Genomic DNA, 18,974 nt, shown 5'->3' with positions numbered 1-18,974 from the left:
CGCTATAGCGGCTTTTTTGTCTGCTGAAAATAATTGGTAAATCCTAGTATTTCTGCTATAATGGTTACAAAATCTTTGGAGGTAGCTTATGCAAGCGCGTGTGGAAAAATTTGAGGCAAAATTAGCCCAATCAGATGTGGATGGAATCTTGGTGACTGGTCAAAACAATATTTACTACCTGACAGGTTTTTGGGGGACAGAGGCGACTGTCTTCATCAGTGGCAAGCGTCGCTTGTTTGTGACAGATGCACGCTACACCTTGATTGCCAAGGCGACCGTACAAGGCTTTGATATTATTGATAGCCGTTTTGCCCTTGAAGAGATTGCAAAGGTGATTAAGGAAGATGGCCTTGAAAAAATTGGTTTTGATAGCCAGGTGACCTATGGTTTCTATCAAAGTCTGACCAGCATTTTTGAGGGTTATCAACTGGCTGCTATGTCAAACTTTATCGAAGACTTGCGCATGATTAAGGATGAGAAAGAAATTGCGACCATTCGCCGTGCATGTCAAATTTCGGATCAGGCTTTTATTGATGTTCTTGACTTTATCAAACCAGGTCAGACGACTGAGATGGACATCAATCATTTCCTTGACCACCGCATGCGTCAACTCGGTGCAGAAGGGGCATCATTTGAGTTTATCGTGGCATCTGGCTACCGCTCTGCTATGCCTCATGGAAGAGCGTCTGAAAAGGTTATCCAAGCTGGTGAGACCTTGACACTGGATTTTGGTTGCTATTACCAGCATTATGTCAGCGATATGACACGGACCATCCATATCGGTCATGTGACAGATCAAGAGCGTGAGATTTACGATGTGGTCTTGCGTGCCAATAAGGCTTTGATTGAGCAGGCCAAGGAAGGTGTCACCTACCGCGAGTTTGACGCTATTCCTCGTGAGATTATCAATGCGGCGGGTTATGGAGCCAACTTTACACACGGGATTGGGCACGGGATTGGTTTGGACATTCACGAGTATCCATACTTTGGAAAATCTGACGAGACTATCAAGGCAGGCATGGTCCTGACGGATGAGCCTGGTATCTATTTGGATGACAAATATGGTGTCCGTATCGAAGATGACCTATTGATTACGGAAAACGGTTGTGAAGTCTTGACATTAGCTCCCAAGGAATTGATTGTCATTTGAGAAATTTGACAGTTTGTGGTAGAATAAAACGAATAAATAAAATTTGAAGAGGTATTCAATACAATGATTGAAGCAAGTAAACTTAGAGCAGGTATGACCTTCGAAGCTGAAGGTAAATTGATTAAAGTTTTGGATGCAAGCCACCACAAACCAGGTAAAGGAAACACCATCATGCGTATGAAATTGCGTGATGTACGTACAGGTTCAACCTTCGATACAACTTACCGTCCAGATGAAAAATTTGAACAAGCTATTATCGAAACAGTTCCAGCACAGTACCTTTACCAAATGGATGACACTGCTTATTTCATGAATACTGAGACTTACGATCAGTATGAAATTCCAGTAGCGACTATCAAAGAAGAATTGCTCTATATCTTGGAGAATTCCGATGTGAAGATCCAGTTCTACGGAACAGAAGTGATCGGTGTTACTGTACCAACAACTGTTGAATTAGTCGTTGCAGAAACACAACCATCTATCAAAGGTGCGACTGTTACAGGTTCAGGTAAACCAGCTACGATGGAAACAGGTCTTGTAGTCAACGTACCAGACTTTATCGAAGCAGGTCAAAAACTTGTTATCAACACAGCTGAAGGAACTTACGTATCACGTGCTTAATCGTTTCCTCTTAAGAAAGGAGAGCCTATGACAACAGAATATCAAGGCGAGATTGTTATCGCACCTCGCGTCCTTGAAGTAATTACAGGCATTGCTGCAGCGAAAGTTGATGGAGTGCATTCCCTTCAAAATAAGCGTGTAGCAGACAGTTGGTCAAAAACATCGTTAAATAAAGGTGTTTATCTTGAAACCGACGAGGAAGGTCGAGTGACTGCGGATATTTACGTCTATCTAGAATATGGTGTAAATGTTCCTGCCGTATCAATGGACATCCAGCGTGCAGTCAAGACAGCAGTTTACAACTATGCAGAAGTTCAAGTGGCTGCGGTTAATATCCATGTCAGCGGCATTGTTCCTGATAAAACACCAAAACCAGCATTGAAAGATTTATTCGGAGAGGATTTCCTTGATGAAGAATAATAGACATGCCCTGCGTAAGTGTGCTTTGCAGGCAATCGTATCACTTGAATTTGGTCAAGAACCTGTTCAGGCAGCTCAGTTTTCTTATCTTTATGATAGAGAGGAAGAGCAAGAAGGAGTTGAAATTCCGCTCTTTCTCCTTAACCTTGTCAATGGTGTAGCAGACTATCGTGATGACTTGGATAAGGAGTTATCTAGCCGATTAAAAGCAGGATGGACCTTAGACCGTTTAACCTTGATTGACAAGAATATCATGCGACTAGGCCTATTTGAAATCTTACATTTCGAAGAAACGCCAGACCGCGTTGCTGTTAACGAGGCTATTGAATTGGCTAAAGAATTTTCTGATGAATCTTCAGCTAAGTTTGTCAATGGAGTTTTGAGCCAGTTTATTAAAGAAGAAGCCTGATGAGCTTCTTTTTTACTTGAGAAATAAGAGAATGTATCACAAAAAAGCTGCACCTAATTTTTATTAGGTACAGCTTTTTTTTATATACTAGCTCCTGCTAGTAGGCTAATCGGCAGGATATAGTCTGTTTTTGTCAGTTTTTTTCCTTCGATTTTATCAACTAATAGTTCAACCAGCAGACGAGCTATTTCGGTTAATGGTTGCTTGATGGTTGTCAGTTGAGGATAGTAGTTTTCGATGAAACTGGTTCCATCATAACCAATCAATTTAATATCCTCTGGAATAGACAGTTTCATTGAACGAATGACGTTCCATACCAGCATAGCCGTTGCATCGCCAGATACAAAGATACCATCTGGTTTTTGCTTTTCAAGAATGGCTCGGATTTCCATCTCCTTGCGCACAGGTGAGAAATCACTGGAGATATGAAAAACTTCAGCTTTGTTCAAAATAGATGTGAAACCTACTTGGCGAAGACCGGTAGGTGAATTGGAATCATCGTTCCCAGTAATCATTAATGGATTGTGACATCCCGCTTTTTGTAAGGTTTGGGCAGCTAATACCCCGCCAGCAAAATTATCGGAAGAGACAATGGGAATGGAAGGAGAGAGGTTGCGGTCAAAAGCGATAATTGGAGCTACGACACGGTCGTAGTCTTGGATACCGAGATTGTGACTGCCCGAGATAATCCCATCTACTTGGTTAGCTGCTAACATTTCTAGATATTCACGTTCCTTATCGGACTCGTGCTGGCTATTGCAAATAATGGTTTTATAGCCTCGATCAAAAAGCTCTTTTTCTAAATGGCTAATCAATTCAGAATAAAAAATATTGTTTATTGTTGGGAAGATGAGACCAACTAATTTTGCAGATTTACCTTGCAAACTACGAGCTAAATTATTAGGTTTGTAGCCCAGTTCACGCATAGCCTCTTCGACATTGCGAATGGTTTTTTCAGATAGGTATCCTTTTTTATTGATAACGCGCGAGACAGTTGTTGGGCTGACCCCAGCTAACTGTGCGACATCAGTTAGTTTTGCGACCATAATCTAAATGGTAGTAGGTTCCGGTCGGATTACCAGTCGTAATGACGATACCAGACTGATCCGCATCAGGGAAGACACGACCAGAAAATACTTTCTCTCCTTTATTGATAAAGATTTCAAAGACAGATTTGTCGATGAAGATATTGGCTGTGAGAGCTCCTGGAGAAATCTCGCAAGAGCGACTTGTACCGAAATCGAGTGCGAATGGCTGACCACAGTTGCCGCGGTCCAATGTAATCTTGCCTTGCTCGGTGTCTACAGACAAGACCAAGCCTTTTTCTGCTTCATTTGCGAACAATACGATTTCATGCTTCGTGCCCGCTGAAAAATCAAGTTCCAATTCGTAAACATTATTGGTTTCTTTTTGGGCTGAAAATGGCTGAGCTTCTTTACGAAGACTGGTAATCGCATCGACTGGATATTGGTAGAGCTTACCGTCCTTGATTGTTAATTCTTTAACCAATGATAGACAGCCTTGGTAGTCATAAGCATCGGTTGGGTATTCCACATCTGGAAGTGCCAACCAGCTAACAGATAGAGTTCGACCGTCTGGTGCATTAAAGGCCTGGGTTGCATAGCACTCAAAACCATAGTCCAGATTGATCAATTCGCTCGGTTCGACAATGCTTGCTGCTTCAGGATCGAAACTCTGACCAATCTTGTACATATTTGGATAGATATTGCCATAGTCCAATACCTCTTTGTCCAAGCCTTGTGGACAGTAGAGAAGGATGGGTTGCTCACCGACGAACGCAATATTTGGGCATTCCATCATATAAGCGGTCATATCATTGGCAAAATCAAGGTCACCAACATAGGACCAGTTGAGGTAGTCGTTATTTTCAGCTTTATAAAGTTTGACAATTCCCTTTTTATTCAGATTTTGTCCACCGACAATAGCGTAATATTGCCCTTTATAGTTGAAAATTTGTGGATCACGGAAATGGTCGGTGGTATCTTCTGGTTGCTCAATCAAGACTTTATCAATCTTTTCAATCTTACCATCTTTATCCATCAAGGCACCGATTTGGTATGGATGGCGAATCCAATTTTCATCGCGGACATTTCCAGTATAGAAGAGGAAGAGCTTGTCGCCAAATTCCATGGCAGATCCAGAGTAGGCGCCATGGCTATCAAGTGGTGTATCTGGGTACATAACTGTCCCAGTTTCTTCAAAATGGACCAAATCTCTTGATTCTGTATGGACCCACGATTTCAATCCGTGCGCAGCACCGAATGGGAAGTATTGGTAAAAAAGAGTCCACTTTCCATTAAAATAAGAAAATCCATTTGGATCATTTAACAGTCCATGTGGTGTTTCAATATGGAAATTTGTCCTCCAAGGAGAACTCTCTGTATTCTTCTTTATTTTTTCAATATATTCGGGTGTCCAGTCAGCATAAGCCCTGTAACGCTCCTCTGTTGTAAATGCCATAATTTTCTCCAAATTTTCTAGTTTTTCATTAATATAGTAAACGTTTTCTTGAAAAAAATCAAGTTCTTACTGTAATTCTTGGAATTTTTTAAAAAATTCTGCAAAACGTTTGACATATTTGTAAAAACCATATATAATAAAACCATCGAAAGTTTGAAAACACTTTCAAAAAATAAAAAATATTTAATAAGGAGATTTTTGCAAGATGAATAATACAGAAATTGCAAAAAAAGTCATTGACGCCCTTGGTGGACGTGAGAACGTACGCAGTGTTGCCCACTGTGCGACTCGCCTTCGTGTCATGGTTGTTGATGAAGGAAAAATCGACAAGGATACAGTCGAAGACATCGAAAAAGTACAAGGTGCTTTCTTCAACTCTGGTCAATACCAAATCATCTTTGGTACAGGTACAGTAAACAAAATCTACGATGAAGTGGTTGCCCTTGGTTTGCCAACAGCGACTACTGGTGAGCAAAAAGCTGAAGCTGCTAAACAAGGTAATGCTTTCCAACGTGCGATCCGTACTTTCGGTGACGTATTCGTTCCAATCATTCCTGCTATCGTAGCAACTGGTCTTTTCATGGGTCTTCGTGGTCTTCTTGGAGCTCTTGGTTATACTCTTCCAGAAGATTTGAACGTTTACTCACAAATCTTGACAGATACAGCCTTCATCGTATTGCCAGCCTTGGTAGTATGGTCAACATTCCGTGTATTCGGTGGTAACCAAACAATCGGTATCGTTCTTGGTATGATGCTCATTGCGGGTCAGTTGCCAAACGCTTGGGTTGTAGCATCAGGTGGCGATGTGAAACCAACTATCTTCTTCGGTTTCATCCCAGTTGTAGGTTTGCAAGGTTCAGTATTGCCAGCCTTCATCATCGGTTTGATCGGTGCTAAATTTGAAAAAGCTGTCCGCAAGGTTGTTCCAGAAGTTCTTGACCTCTTGGTAACGCCATTCGTGACCTTGTTTGTAATGTCTATTCTTGGCTTGTTTGTCATTGGTCCAGTCTTCCACGTGGTTGAAAACTACATCTTGGCTGGTACACAAGCTATCTTGAACTTGCCAATGGGTCTTGGTGGTCTCCTTATCGGTGGTGTTCACCAAGTTATCGTTGTATCAGGTGTTCACCATATCTTTAACTTCTTGGAAGCTCAATTGGTAGCAAACACTGGTGCTAACCCATTCAACGCTATCATTACTGCAGCTATGACAGCACAAGGTGCTGCTACAGTAGCGGTTGGTGTGAAAACTAAGAATCCTAAATTGAAGGCTCTTGCTTTCCCAGCAGCTCTTTCTGCCTTCCTCGGTATTACTGAGCCAGCTATCTTCGGTGTTAACTTGCGTTTCCGTAAACCATTCCTTCTTTCATTGATTGCTGGTGCCATCGGTGGTGCTGTAGCATCTCTTCTTGGTCTTGCTGGTACAGGTATGGGTGTTACTATCATCCCAGGTTTGACACTTTATGCAGGTAATGGTCAAATTCTTCCATACATCCTTATGGTTGCTGTATCATTTGCTCTTGGTTTTGCTCTTACTTACCTCTTCGGTTATGAAGATGAGGAGAAAGAAGTAAAAAAGCCTAGTGCTTCAACACAAGAAACAGCTGAAACGCTTGAAGAAGCAGAAACAGGACTTGTAGCTGAAGAAACTCTTGTATCTCCACTTTCAGGTGACGTTGTTGCCCTTGAAAATGTTAATGACCCAGTCTTCTCATCAGGAGCTATGGGTAAAGGTTTGGCTGTTAAACCATCTGAGGGTGTTGTTTACGCTCCAGCAGACGCAGAAGTAACAATTGCTTTTGAAACAGGCCATGCTTACGGATTGAAAACAGCGTCTGGTGCTGAACTTTTAATTCACATCGGTATTGATACTGTATCAATGAACGGTAACGGATTTGAAAAATTGGTGGCAGCAGGTGATAAAGTAAAAGCTGGTACTCCGATTGCTAAATTTGATGCAGCTAAGATTGCTGAAGCAGGTCTTGATGATACAACTATGATCATTGTAACCAACACTGCTGACTTTGCAGAAGTATCTCCACTTGCAGAGGGAACAATCGCTCACGGTGTAGAATTCTTGAAAGTAGCTAAGTAATCTTATATAAAATCGATTTGTAGAGCATGACTCTACTACATAATTAACAGGAAAAAGGCTTTCAGCCTTTTTCTTCTGTTTGCTTATATGTTATAATAAAAGTGATAAAAATTTTGGAGACAATCAAATGACAAAATTATATGGTAGCTTAGAAGCTGGTGGTACAAAGTTTGTTTGTGCAGTAGGCGATGAGAACTTTCAAGTTGTTGAAAAAACGCAATTTCCAACGACAACTCCTTATGAAACGATTGAGAGAACGGTTGAATTCTTCAAACGCTATGAAGATCGTTTGGCAGGTATTGCGATAGGTTCTTTCGGTCCAATTGATATTGATCAAAACTCACAGACTTATGGTTATATCACTTCGACACCAAAACCACACTGGTCAAATATTGATTTACTTGGTCTGATTGCTAAGGAATTTAACATTCCATTCTACTTCACGACAGATGTGAATTCATCAGCTTTTGGTGAAACATTGGTTCGTAAAGGGGTAAAGAGCTTAGTTTACTATACAATCGGTACAGGTATTGGTGCAGGTGCTATTCAGAATGGTGAGTTTATCGGTGGCTTGGGTCATACCGAAGCGGGTCATACTTACGTTTCCCTACACCCTTACGATGTAAAACATGAATTTAAAGGAATGTGTCCATTCCACAATGGGTGTTTGGAAGGCTTAGCTGCAGGTCCTTCTCTTGAAGGTCGTACAGGTATTCGTGGTGAATTGATCGAGCTCAACTCAGACGTTTGGGATGTGCAGGCTTACTACATTGCTCAAGCAGCAGTACAGGCAACCTTGCTTTATCGTCCGCAAGTAATTGTATTTGGTGGAGGAGTCATGGCTCAAGAGCACATGCTTAATCGTGTACGTGAGAAGTTTGTCGGTTTGATGAACGATTATCTCCCAACACCAGATGTCAAAGAATATATCGTAACGCCAGCTGTTGCTGAAAATGGTTCTGCAACTCTTGGGAACTTTGCTTTGGCAAAACAGGTATCAGAAAAGTAACATAAAAAGTTAGGGACTAGAAATAATCCCTAACTTTTTTCTTATTCTGTAAAAATACTAGTTCTATAATCATCGGTAAGTTTTAGATAGGCATCGTGTAACAATCCTTTTAATTCAGAAACTTTCGTATTTTCTGTTGTAAAATTACCTGCAGCAATATCGGCTAGGACAGCTTGATCCATCAATTCTTGCAATTGCTCATAGTTTGCTACCGTGAGCTCCTGCCCATCATAGTTGATGGTAACAGGTTTTAGGAAAGCAAGTTTTTGGACGCGTTCTTGGTACATCGCTTTCTTGAAAGTCTTATAATCGCCATTGTATTCAGGGAGAATATTGGCAAAGATGAGTGAATCAGGAACGACATCGCTATCTGCTTGTTTGTATTGGTTAGACATGTAAGGTACCATGCCGTTTTCATATCCTTTTTCAGCTAGAAGTTCAAATGCTGTACGTCGAAAAGAAAGATCACCTGGAACACGCTCGGTTGTTGCGGTAGCCCAGATAGGAGCAAAGAGACTTAGTTTGTGATAGCCGTTGTTCATCACCTCTTCAGGATTATCAGGGTCTCGCTCAATGCGATTTGCAGATTCACGACGGACGGTCACATCATTATCAACAAGGTCATCAACAGTTTTTAGCTCGATGCTATTCCATTCTTCATCTGTGAAATCACGTTTAAGGTTTACTCCGTAAGGTCCATACTCTTCCGCACCTGGGATGAGTTTTTCTTTCGTTTCTAACTTGTGAAACCATTGGCGTTGAGTGTCTTTATCTTGTTTTAAAATAGCTGTACCTTCAGCGTATTCTAATGTGTAGATGAGATCGAATAAGCCCTGCATATATTGTTGTAAATCTGCTGAATTTTGGAAGCGTTCAGGACTGACATTGTGGTAGCGAGTGCCAGTATGACCTGAATAATCAGATAGAGAATTAAAGCCGATGATTGGATAGTCGACGCGGTCTGGTGCTTGTAACATTCCTTCAGGAAATGCTTCAAGTTGCATACCAGCTCTTCGGTTATGACCGAGTAAGAATTTATCATAATCAAAGGCGTGAACCATCTCGTGCGTGAGTGTTACGGCGCCATCTGTTCCGAGTAATGGGGTAATGACAAAGTTGACTTCCTGTCTCCAAGCATAAGCACCGGCCCAAGTGAGTTCAGGAAGGAAGTAGGTTCCAGAAGGACCGAAAACCTCTTGAATGGCAGCTGTTGTCTCAGCGGTAGCGTCGTTTTGCATTTTCTCAACAAATTCAGGAGTGAGCTTGCCTGTATCGGAATACCAAACACCTTTCCAAGCGTAAGAAGAGGCGTCGTAGGCGTAATTGCCGTGTCCTCCCCATACTGGCTGGAAGTAGAGTAAGGTGTGCTTATGATAATCAGGCAGGATACGGTACCACATGTCGTAATGAGCACGATACAACTCGGCATCTGCCAGGATTTGTTCTTTTATTTTGGATAGTTCGGCCTGATAGACTTCGGGATTGCTTATTTTTAGAGATTGATCAATGTAACGATCGTAGGAACTAAAGATGAGATTTGATAGGTTTGAAATGATGTAAACATTGTCCTCGCTCGTTGTTAATAGCGGGAGCAACATATTTGGATAGGTATCGCGGATACGAGGCGTAATCACTTCTTCGGGGATTTGAGGATCTTTTAATCGCTCATAGACATTTAGTCTGCTGTTGTCTTCATCGTTAAGAACGGTAGATTTTGTCTCTACGATAAAGGCATCTGTCGTTTGTTTGAACCAATCGTTATCAGACATTTCAGGTAAAAAGATTTCTCGATAGGCTTCAAGGAAATCAGTCAGGGATGCCTTATCTGTGACAGATGCAAAGTTCTCTGCATAGGAAAAATAACTTCTTTGTGGGCTATAACTCTGGTAGTCATTTTGTCCAAAAGTTATGAGAGCATCTAGTGAATCAGCTTCTCCTCCGAAGAAATCAGTATGGAACATTGTTAATTCCTTGCTATTAATTTCTCCGTAATCAATATCGTACCACCTATCGAGGTAGGCTAAACTGAGTAAGATAATTTCTTTATTCTCTTCGATAGTACGAATGGTTTGTGTGACTGATTCTGGATCATCTAGTTTAACAGACTCGTCATTTATTAACGCTTTTTTTAGATAGTCGCGAATATTTGTCTTAACTTTGTTAAAGGGTTCTTCTAGATATAGACGGTCCATTTGCTGCTCTTGATTTTCTGTAATGGAGAGAGCAGTATACATATTTTCAGAACGAAATTCAACCGCTTGTAGGCTTGGAACTACCTTGTCTAGAATGTCAGAGTAGTCTTGTAATGTTTGGAAAGGTGAATAAGTAACTCCCCAATCCGCTACTTGGTAGTAAGCACGTTTATCTTTGCTTTCTGTATATTGGAGTGGGAAAAATAAGGTGCTGCCATCTTCAAAGTGAGCTAGGAGTGTATTGATGCTTTCTTCTCGTCCCTGTATATCAGAAATAATGGTATTGTCGGTCATGGGGACAAGGCTGATCATTTTACTACTAGCCAATTTGTGGTCTGCGCCAATATTGTTGGCAGCCTTTGTTAGTTGCTGGTTGTCGCTTGTTGGATCTAATTTTTTTAGATTGAAGAGCAAGGTTTCATTATTTATAGCACTATCGGTACTATCTTGCTGCTGAGATGATGCAGTTGTGGAAGAGCTCTCTTTATTCTCGGTAGATTGCGGACCTATATCCTTGTCAGTGACATAGCCTACATACTGATACTGCTTTATGTTACTTGGATCAGGAAGTTGGTCTCCGACTTTTAGCTGATGAACCTGATTGTAGTCTGCAAGTAAATTGCTTTCTAGAGCCTGGATGCTCTGGATAGGTAGAATAGAACCAGTGGCGGTCAGAAGAAGAATGGATGAAATAATCCTTTTCTTTTTGCCTTTTCCGACCAAACTTACTCCTAGAACTAGAAGAAGTCCCCCTCCAATCGTTAATAGATTGATTCCAGTCTCCCCTGTAGCTGGAAGAATCCCAAATATTTTTTTAGGTTCGGTCTTGTAGATGAGATAGATTGTTTGATTCTCCGTAGCTGTTTCTTTGGAAGGTGAGACAGTTTTCAGCTTAGATAAGACAGAATCCTTCTCTGAACTTGTTAGTTCATCTTGTGCAATATATTGATATTGAACAGATACCGTCGATGCATCGTTTGCGTAAACTATCGGAGGCTGGTTTCCCCATAGGCTACTCACTATGGCTACTGTAGTACTAGATATGGCTAGTTGTTTAAGAGCGATTTTCTTGGTATACATTTTCCTCTCCTTTTTACATGTTTACTTGTACAATCAGATTATACTACTTGTACGAAGAAAAAAATGCCAAATCGTTCACATTTTTGGGGCAATAGTGCATATTTTTTTAAAATTTTAAATGGTATATTTTTACTAGAGATAGAGGATGGTATCCTGGTATTTATTTTAGTAATTGGTGTCTTAATCATGTTCTTTTTAGCAATGAAATATTACTGTGTAGAAATTTTTCCAGATTTGTTTGTTTTATGGTATTTTTATCTAAGAATACTGTGTATCCTAGGGGCAAACCTTGAAAATTGACTGGTTTTCTGCTACAATGTATTATTGACTAAAACTGAAATAGGATGAAATGTATGGTAACAAATGTACTTCGTTCTCTCATTGAAAATGATAAGGGAGAGCTAAGAAAACTTGAGAAAATGGCAGACAAGGTCTTCTCGTATGCCGATGAAATGGAAGCGCTGACTGATGAACAGTTGCAAGCTAAGACAGCAGAATTTAAGGAGCGATACAATAACGGCGAATCCCTCGACGATCTTTTGTACGAAGCTTATGCGGTAGTCCGTGAAGGAGCTCGACGTGTCTTGGGTCTCTATCCCTACAAGGTTCAGGTTATGGGAGGAATCGTTCTTCACAACGGTGACGTTCCAGAAATGCGTACAGGTGAAGGTAAAACTCTGACTGCAACGATGCCTGTTTATTTGAATGCCTTGTCTGGTCAAGGTGTTCACGTAGTGACGGTTAACGAGTATCTTTCTACTCGTGATGCGACTGAAATGGGTGAATTGTACTCATGGCTTGGTCTATCAGTTGGTATCAACTTAGCTGCTAAATCACCCTTGGAAAAACGTGAGGCCTATAACTGCGATATTACTTATTCGACCAACTCAGAGATTGGTTTTGACTACCTCCGAGACAATATGGTTGTGCGCGCAGAAGACATGGTTCAACGTCCTCTCAATTACGCCTTGGTCGATGAAGTTGACTCAATCTTGATTGACGAAGCTCGTACGCCGTTGATTGTATCTGGTGCACAAGGTTCGGAAACAAACCAGTTGTATTTCTTGGCAGATAATCTTGTTAAATCCTTGACAACAGAAGATTACATTATTGACATTCCATCTAAAACGATTGGTCTGTCTGATTCAGGTATTGACAAAGCAGAGAAATTCTTCAAGTTAGATAACCTCTACGATATTGAAAATGTAGCCATTACCCATTTCTTGGATAATGCACTTCGTGCCAACTACATTATGACCTATGATATTGACTATCTGGTCAATGAAGACCAAGAGGTCATGATTATCGATCCATTTACAGGTCGTACGATGGAAGGTCGTCGTTATTCTGATGGACTTCACCAAGCCATCGAAGCTAAGGAAGGTGTACCGGTTCAAAACGAGTCTAAGACAAGTGCCTCTATTACCTACCAAAACCTTTTCCGTATGTATAAAAAATTATCAGGGATGACGGGTACTGGTAAAACAGAAGAGGAAGAATTCCGTGAAATCTACAACATCCGTGTCGTACCAATCCCAACCAACCGCCCAATCGCACGTGTTGACCACGAAGATTTACTCTATCCAAGTCTAGAATACAAATTTAATGCCGTTATTGCTGATGTGAAGAGACGCTATGAGAAAGGGCAACCTGTCTTGGTCGGTACAGTTGCGGTTGAAACTTCTGATTTGATTTCTCAAAAATTGGTAGCTGCAGGTGTCCCTCACGAAGTATTAAATGCAAAAAACCACTATCGTGAAGCGCAGATTATTATGAATGCTGGTCAGCGTGGTGCGGTCACTATTGCGACCAACATGGCGGGACGCGGTACCGATATTAAGTTAGGTCCAGGTGTACGTGAACTTGGTGGGCTGTGTGTTATTGGTACTGAGCGCCATGAAAGTCGTCGTATTGATAACCAGCTTCGTGGACGTTCAGGTCGTCAAGGTGACCCAGGTGAATCACAATTCTATCTATCTCTCGAAGATGACTTGATGAAACGCTTTGGTTCAGAACGCATCAAAGTATTTATGGAGCGTATGAATCTAACAGAAGAAGAGTCCGTTATCAAGTCTAAAATGTTGACACGTCAAGTTGAATCTGCTCAGAAGCGTGTGGAAGGGAACAACTACGACTCACGTAAACAAGTCCTTCAATATGACGATGTGATGCGTGAGCAACGTGAAATCATCTATCGCCAACGCCAGGATGTTATTACTGCTGACCGTGATTTGGCTCCTGAAATCAAAGCGATGATGAAACGGACGATTGAACGCCAAGTTGCTGGTCACTTCCTTGGTTCGAAAGATGAAGCTATTGATGGTATTATCAAATTTGCGCATGCAAATCTCGTTGAAGATGATACCTTGAGTAAAGCTACTTTTGAAGCAATGAATCAGAAAGAGATTGTCGAAGAGCTCTATGAACGTGCTTTGAGAGTCTATGATTCGCAAGTGAAAAAATTACGCGATGAAGAACGTGTACGCGAATTCCAGAAAGTTCTTATCCTTCGTGTTGTGGATAACAAATGGACAGACCATATTGATGCCTTGGATCAATTGCGCAATGCAGTCAGTCTTCGTGGATATGCTCAAAACAATCCAATCGTTGAATATCAATCAGAAGCATTTACTATGTTCAACGATATGATTGGGGCTATCGAGTTTGAAGTAACCCGCTTGATGATGAAGGCGCAAATTCATGACAATATTGAGCGTGAGCGTACAAGTCAAGAAGCACATACGACAGCTGTTAAGAATATTATGCCGAACCAATCGCATGCAATTCAGGAGAATGTATCTTTTGAAGGTGTTGATCGTAATGATCCATGCCCATGCCAGTCTGGTAAGAAATTTAAAAATTGTCACGGCCGTAAATAGGAATGACGCGTGGACTGGACGGCTGTCCAGTCCTTTTGCAATTTTTAGACAAGTCACTAGAGTCAGTTCGTTTATTTTAATAAATGAAATGACTATGCAAAAGGAGACCGATTAATGATAGTAGGACATGGCATTGACCTTCAGGAGATGGAGGCGATTGAAAGTGCCAGAATCAAACACCAAGGGTTTCCCAAAAAGATTCTCACAGAGAAAGAATTTGAACGGTATCAAAGTCTGTCCGGTCGCCGTCAGCTAGAATATTTAGCTGGACGTTGGTCAGCCAAAGAAGCGCTGACCAAGGCCTTGGGGACAGGTATTGGTAAGATAGGATTTCATGATATTGAAATTCTGAATACCAGCAAAGGAGTTCCCTATGTGACGAAGAGTCCCTTTGATGGGAATATTTGGCTCAGCATTAGCCATTCAGGAAATTTTGTACAAGCTAGTGTGATTTTGGAGGAGAAAGATGATTGAAAGTGAACATCGACCCACGCAAATTCGGGTTAACTTAGATGCGATTGCGGAAAATTTCGAGCAAGTAATGACCAACTTGCCCCATAAGACCGAAGCATTTGCTGTTGTTAAGGCGAATGCATATGGTCATGGAGCTGTTGCGGTAGCGAAAAAGTTATCTAGTCAAGCAGCTGGTTTTTGTGTTTCGAATTTGGATGAAGCATTAGAGTTACGTAAAGCAGGTATCGAGCATCCTATCTTGATTTTAGGAGTGGTTCCTGTACGTTTTTTACCAGTAGCTCATAAACTCAATATCAGTGTGACAGTTGCTAGTCTGGACTGGTTGCAAGATGCAAAAGACTTAGAGGCTGATTTATCTGGTCTAACTGTCCATCTTAAGCTAGATACAGGTATGGGGCGGATTGGTTTTAGAAAAATAGCCGATTTGCTACAAGCGATTGCTATCCTTGAAGAATTAGAGTATGACATCGAAGGAGTCTATACTCATTTTGCTACTGCGGATGAGGTTGATCATGCGCACTTCGAGAGTCAACTGTCTGTTTTTAAAGAATTTTTGGATGTTCTACCAATTACTCCGCGCTGGATTCATGCCAGCAATTCAGCAACAAGCATTTGGCATGCTGATACAGTATTTAACCTGGTTCGTTTGGGAAACATTCTTTATGGACTTAATCCAAGTGGACGAGTACTAGAACTCCCGTTTGATGTTCAACCAGCCTTATCTCTCGTATCTGAAATTGTTCATGTAAAGCAGGTTGAAGCTGGCACAACAATTGGCTACGGAGCTACTTATCACAGCACCGATTCAGAATGGATTGCGACCGTTCCGATAGGATATGCAGATGGTCTCGTACGAAGCTTACAAGGCTTATCAGTCCTAGTTGATGGGCAGGCCTGTGAAATTGTAGGGCGTATTTCGATGGACCAGATCACCATTCGTTTACCTCATGCTTATCCGCTTGGTCAAAAAGTCACCCTAATCGGTCAAGATGGAGATAAAACTATCTCTGTTCAGGAGTGGGCTGATCGCATCGGAACGATAAATTACGAGGTGGTTTGTCTTTTGACAGATCGCCTACCTCGAATTTTTGAGTAAACGTGACGATAATCCGCCTCTTTCACTAGAATAGAAGGCTAAAATATTAGAGAAGTGTTGCCTAGAGATTGTCTATAATACAAATATCGTCATTTAGTTGACTTTTATTACTTCGACGTAAGAGGAAACTTCGTTTCCTTATTTCCAACTTCAAACACTCCACTGGATTGTTTGAACTCGCCTTGCCTGATTTTGTAAAAGTGACTTGCTTTGCAAGCAATCTGGGGGATACGAATAGTCCAGTGGACTATTCGTACCTGAGCCTGAAAACAAAAAAGCGAAGCACATCAGCTGGTCACCTAGAAATAAGAAAGCATTGAGTTATGTCTGTGGCTTTTGATGTGAACATCGTTCACTTTGTCCCCAGTCTCCAACTATCTCCCAGATAGTTGGAGAGAGTACTAAAAGTAAACTAAAAGACTATAATGAGTCTGGTCAAAAAGTCCAATACTCAAAGAAAATCAAAATTATCCGTTGTCAACTTGCCTTGATGAACTCCGGTTCTATCTTCGACTTCGTTTCCTAGGCTACTTTTGATTTTCATTTAGTATAAAAAAATAGCTTAGAATTGCATCGTCAGAAACGTTGATTCTAAGCTATTTTTGTTTATTCAAATTTTAATTGGTACTCAATGAAAATTAAAATCAGACTAGCTCCAATGGAGCTTGACAGTCATCAAATCAAGTCAACAACGTCTGGTTTTGATTTTCGAAGAGTATGAAGAGGGAACTGACCGACCTCGTTGTGATTATTGCTCGTTAAAAAAAGCTTCATAGAGTGCGTGCAGAGCGCGTTTCTTTTCTTCGGTTTTGACAACGAACATAACAGAAACTTCACTGGCTCCCTGTGAAATCATTGCCAAGTTGACATTTTGTTTAGAGAGGGCAGTGGTAGCGGTAGCTGTTACACCGACATGGCTCTTCATATTTTCACCAACAATCATGATAATAGATAAACCATGTTCGATTTCGGCCTTGTCAACTTCCATTTTCGTATTGAGTTGACGAAGGATCTCTTCTTCCTTGATAGGAGTCAATTCACGCTCACGGACTACGATGGATAAATCGTCAATACCGGTCGGCATGTGCTCCCAGCGAATATTGAGATCTTCGAGAATTTGCAGCACCTTGCGACCAAAACCAACTTCACGGTTCATCAAATATTTAGACAAGTTAATGCTGACAAAACCATCGTCTGCAGCAATACCGACAACAGGAACTGTTTGCTCGGTATGTTTGTGTACAATTCGGGTACCAGGGTGAGTTGGGTTATTGGTGTTTTTGATAACCAATGGAATCCGTCCGCGATAGGCAGGAAGGAGGGCTTCATCGTGGAGGACGGAGAAACCTGCATAAGCTAATTCTCGCATTTCACGATAGGTCAATTCTTTGATTGAATGTGGATTTTTAATGATGCCAGGATGGGCAGCAAAAATACCATCGACATCTGTAAAGTTTTCATAGAGGTCAGCCTTGACCCCGGCAGCAATGATGGAACCTGTAATATCCGATCCACCTCGTGAGAAGGTACAAATCTGGTTATCAACAGTTACACCGAAGAATCCTGGGATAATGAGTACTTCATCTGTATCACGAAGCTTTTCGATTTTGTCATAACTTGAAGGCAAAATGCGAGCATTTCCTGGTTCGGAGCTGACAATAATACCAGCTTTTTTAGGATGTACATAGCGTGCAGGCAATCCTCTGTGGGTAAAATATTCGGCAATCAATTTGGCATTATTATCTTCACCAGCTGCTAAGAATGCGTCGTAAAGGAATTTGTTATCATCAATTGGTAGGCTGGCCAAAGAGACGATGCTGTCTGCGATTTTCTTCATGCTGTTAGCTGTGAAACCAAGTTCGTCAACCATTGCTTGATAACGGTTGATGATCCATTCTTGACTGGCAGTCACATCTTTTCCGTTAACATATTCTTTATAATATTTAATCAACGCATCAGTAACTTTAGTATCCTCGGCATTGCGTTTTCCAGGTGCAGACACCACAACAAAGCGACGTTCTGAATCAGATTGAACAATATTGAAAACTTTTTCTAACTGTCCAGCTGAAGCAAGTGAGCTTCCCCCAAATTTAATAACTTTCATTCTCATCTCCTTGGATATTTTTTTCTATTATAGCAGAATGATATGAAATTGTCAGTATGTTCAGACAAATCTTGCCAAGAATTTTATCGAAAAACGAACAAGAGACAAATATGAAAATTTCAGAAAAACATTTTTTTCTTTCAACTGTGTTACAATTAAAGTAATAGGAGGCGATTATGGTAAAAGCAATTATTTTCGACATGGATGGTGTACTTTTTGACACAGAAACATTCTATTTTCAGCGTCGAGCGGATTTTTTAGCGATAAAAGGTTTATCGGTTGATCATTTGGATCCATCTATATTTGTCGGTGGAAGGGCTAGTCAAATTTGGCAACGGATTTTAGGGGATGATTATGATAACTGGGATGTCCCTGCCTTGGAAGAAGAATATCGTGTGTATAAAGAAAAGCGACCAACCCCTTATGCAGAGAGGATTTTTCCTGAAGTTAAAGCGGTATTGGAGAGACTAACTATCCAAGGTATTCCTGTAGTTTTGGCTTCAAATACCGACCGTTCAGAAATCGAACGTGCTCTACTAGATGCTGGTATACGCTCTCACTTTAGTCATGTTTTCTCAGCGATGGATTGTGAGGCCCCAAAACCAGATCCCACAGTTTATATGAAAGCAGCTAGTGCAACAGGAGTAGCTAAATCGGACATTTTAGTATTTGAAGATAGTGCGAAGGGGATTGAAGCGGCTAAAAAAGCAGGTTTGACAGTTTGGGCTATTCGAGACCAGCATTATGGAATTGATCAATCGAAAGCAGACAAATTGGTAGACAATCTTGAAGATGCCTTTGACTTATTGCGATTTTAAGAAATATGATATTGTAGTCCAAGTATTAGTTCTTGGTGAAAAATGGTATTTCTAGCTCAGAATCCAGTTAAATCTTCCAAAAGTATTAACGTGAAAAATGATAGTTGTAAATTAAACTTAGAGCCTATAATTTACAGTTCAGACTT

14 protein-coding genes are annotated in these 18,974 nt (G+C 40.9%); 10 read left to right on the top strand and 4 right to left on the bottom strand.

Annotation, left to right across the window (positions count from 1 at the left end):
• Positions 1-88 precede the first annotated feature (88 nt).
• The 4 genes from NOL38_RS01370 to nusB all read left to right on the top strand — a co-directional run bounded on the left by NOL38_RS01370 (position 89) and on the right by nusB (position 2,600).
• Positions 89-1,150 (top strand): M24 family metallopeptidase, encoded by a 1,062-nt coding sequence (locus NOL38_RS01370; RefSeq protein WP_277941153.1) that lies wholly within the window; start codon positions 89-91, stop codon positions 1,148-1,150.
• 63 nt (positions 1,151-1,213) lie between these two features.
• The gene (gene efp / locus NOL38_RS01365; RefSeq protein WP_002942436.1) at positions 1,214-1,771 is read left to right on the top strand and encodes an elongation factor P; all 558 of its coding nucleotides are present in this window, start codon (positions 1,214-1,216) and stop codon (positions 1,769-1,771) included.
• 27 nt (positions 1,772-1,798) lie between these two features.
• Positions 1,799-2,191 carry an Asp23/Gls24 family envelope stress response protein gene (locus NOL38_RS01360; RefSeq protein WP_002942446.1) on the top strand — a complete coding sequence of 131 codons (393 nt, stop codon included), beginning with the start codon at positions 1,799-1,801 and terminating at the stop codon, positions 2,189-2,191.
• Entirely contained in the window at positions 2,181-2,600 is a 420-nt protein-coding gene (gene nusB / locus NOL38_RS01355; protein WP_002938276.1) for a transcription antitermination factor NusB, read from the top strand. The genes NOL38_RS01360 and nusB overlap by 11 nt, the downstream gene beginning before the upstream one ends.
• Positions 2,601-2,680: 80 nt before the next feature.
• On the opposite strand, the gene NOL38_RS01350 is transcribed toward nusB, so the two are convergent.
• Together NOL38_RS01350 and NOL38_RS01345 are read right to left on the bottom strand one after the other, a co-directional pair.
• Positions 2,681-3,646: a LacI family DNA-binding transcriptional regulator gene (locus tag NOL38_RS01350; protein ID WP_002938271.1), complete on the bottom strand. Its 966-nt coding sequence runs from the start codon at positions 3,644-3,646 to the stop codon at positions 2,681-2,683.
• Positions 3,627-5,081: a sucrose-6-phosphate hydrolase gene (locus NOL38_RS01345; RefSeq protein ID WP_277941152.1), complete on the bottom strand. Its 1,455-nt coding sequence runs from the start codon at positions 5,079-5,081 to the stop codon at positions 3,627-3,629. Before NOL38_RS01345 ends, NOL38_RS01350 begins: the two co-directional genes overlap by 20 nt.
• 205 nt (positions 5,082-5,286) lie before the next feature.
• Between NOL38_RS01345 and NOL38_RS01340 the strand changes: the two genes are divergently transcribed.
• Both NOL38_RS01340 and scrK read left to right on the top strand, forming a co-directional pair.
• Positions 5,287-7,176, top strand: coding sequence for a sucrose-specific PTS transporter subunit IIBC (locus NOL38_RS01340; protein WP_248019394.1), 1,890 nt, complete (start codon positions 5,287-5,289; stop codon positions 7,174-7,176).
• Between the two features lie 127 nt (positions 7,177-7,303).
• Positions 7,304-8,185 (top strand): fructokinase ScrK, encoded by an 882-nt coding sequence (gene scrK / locus NOL38_RS01335; protein ID WP_024410996.1) that lies wholly within the window; start codon positions 7,304-7,306, stop codon positions 8,183-8,185.
• A gap of 41 nt (positions 8,186-8,226) precedes the next feature.
• Here the strand turns inward: scrK and NOL38_RS01330 are convergent, their stop codons facing one another.
• Positions 8,227-11,457, bottom strand: a complete 3,231-nt coding sequence (locus NOL38_RS01330) for a ZmpA/ZmpB/ZmpC family metallo-endopeptidase (RefSeq protein WP_277941151.1) — start codon at positions 11,455-11,457, stop codon at positions 8,227-8,229.
• 353 nt (positions 11,458-11,810) lie between these two features.
• On the opposite strand from NOL38_RS01330, the gene secA reads away from it, so the two are divergent.
• From secA to alr, 3 genes are all read left to right on the top strand, one after another.
• A complete protein-coding gene (secA, locus tag NOL38_RS01325) occupies positions 11,811-14,336 on the top strand; it encodes a preprotein translocase subunit SecA (protein WP_002938259.1) in 2,526 nt (841 codons plus the stop codon).
• A 114-nt stretch (positions 14,337-14,450) separates the two neighbouring features.
• Positions 14,451-14,810: a holo-ACP synthase gene (acpS, locus tag NOL38_RS01320; RefSeq protein WP_012027718.1), complete on the top strand. Its 360-nt coding sequence runs from the start codon at positions 14,451-14,453 to the stop codon at positions 14,808-14,810.
• Positions 14,803-15,906: an alanine racemase gene (alr, locus tag NOL38_RS01315; protein WP_277941150.1), complete on the top strand. Its 1,104-nt coding sequence runs from the start codon at positions 14,803-14,805 to the stop codon at positions 15,904-15,906. The genes acpS and alr overlap by 8 nt, the downstream gene beginning before the upstream one ends.
• A 748-nt stretch (positions 15,907-16,654) precedes the next feature.
• Here alr and NOL38_RS01310 read toward each other — a convergent pair.
• A complete protein-coding gene (locus NOL38_RS01310) occupies positions 16,655-18,010 on the bottom strand; it encodes an aspartate kinase (protein ID WP_277941149.1) in 1,356 nt (451 codons plus the stop codon).
• A 176-nt stretch (positions 18,011-18,186) separates the two neighbouring features.
• Here NOL38_RS01310 and NOL38_RS01305 point away from each other — a divergent pair, with 176 nt between their 5' ends.
• Positions 18,187-18,828 (top strand): HAD family hydrolase, encoded by a 642-nt coding sequence (locus NOL38_RS01305; RefSeq protein WP_277941148.1) that lies wholly within the window; start codon positions 18,187-18,189, stop codon positions 18,826-18,828.
• Positions 18,829-18,974 lie beyond the last annotated feature (146 nt).

Source organism: Streptococcus suis (assembly GCF_029616525.1).
GTDB lineage: Bacteria > Bacillota > Bacilli > Lactobacillales > Streptococcaceae > Streptococcus > Streptococcus suis_AF.
This window is presented reverse-complemented; position numbering and strand designations above follow the sequence as displayed.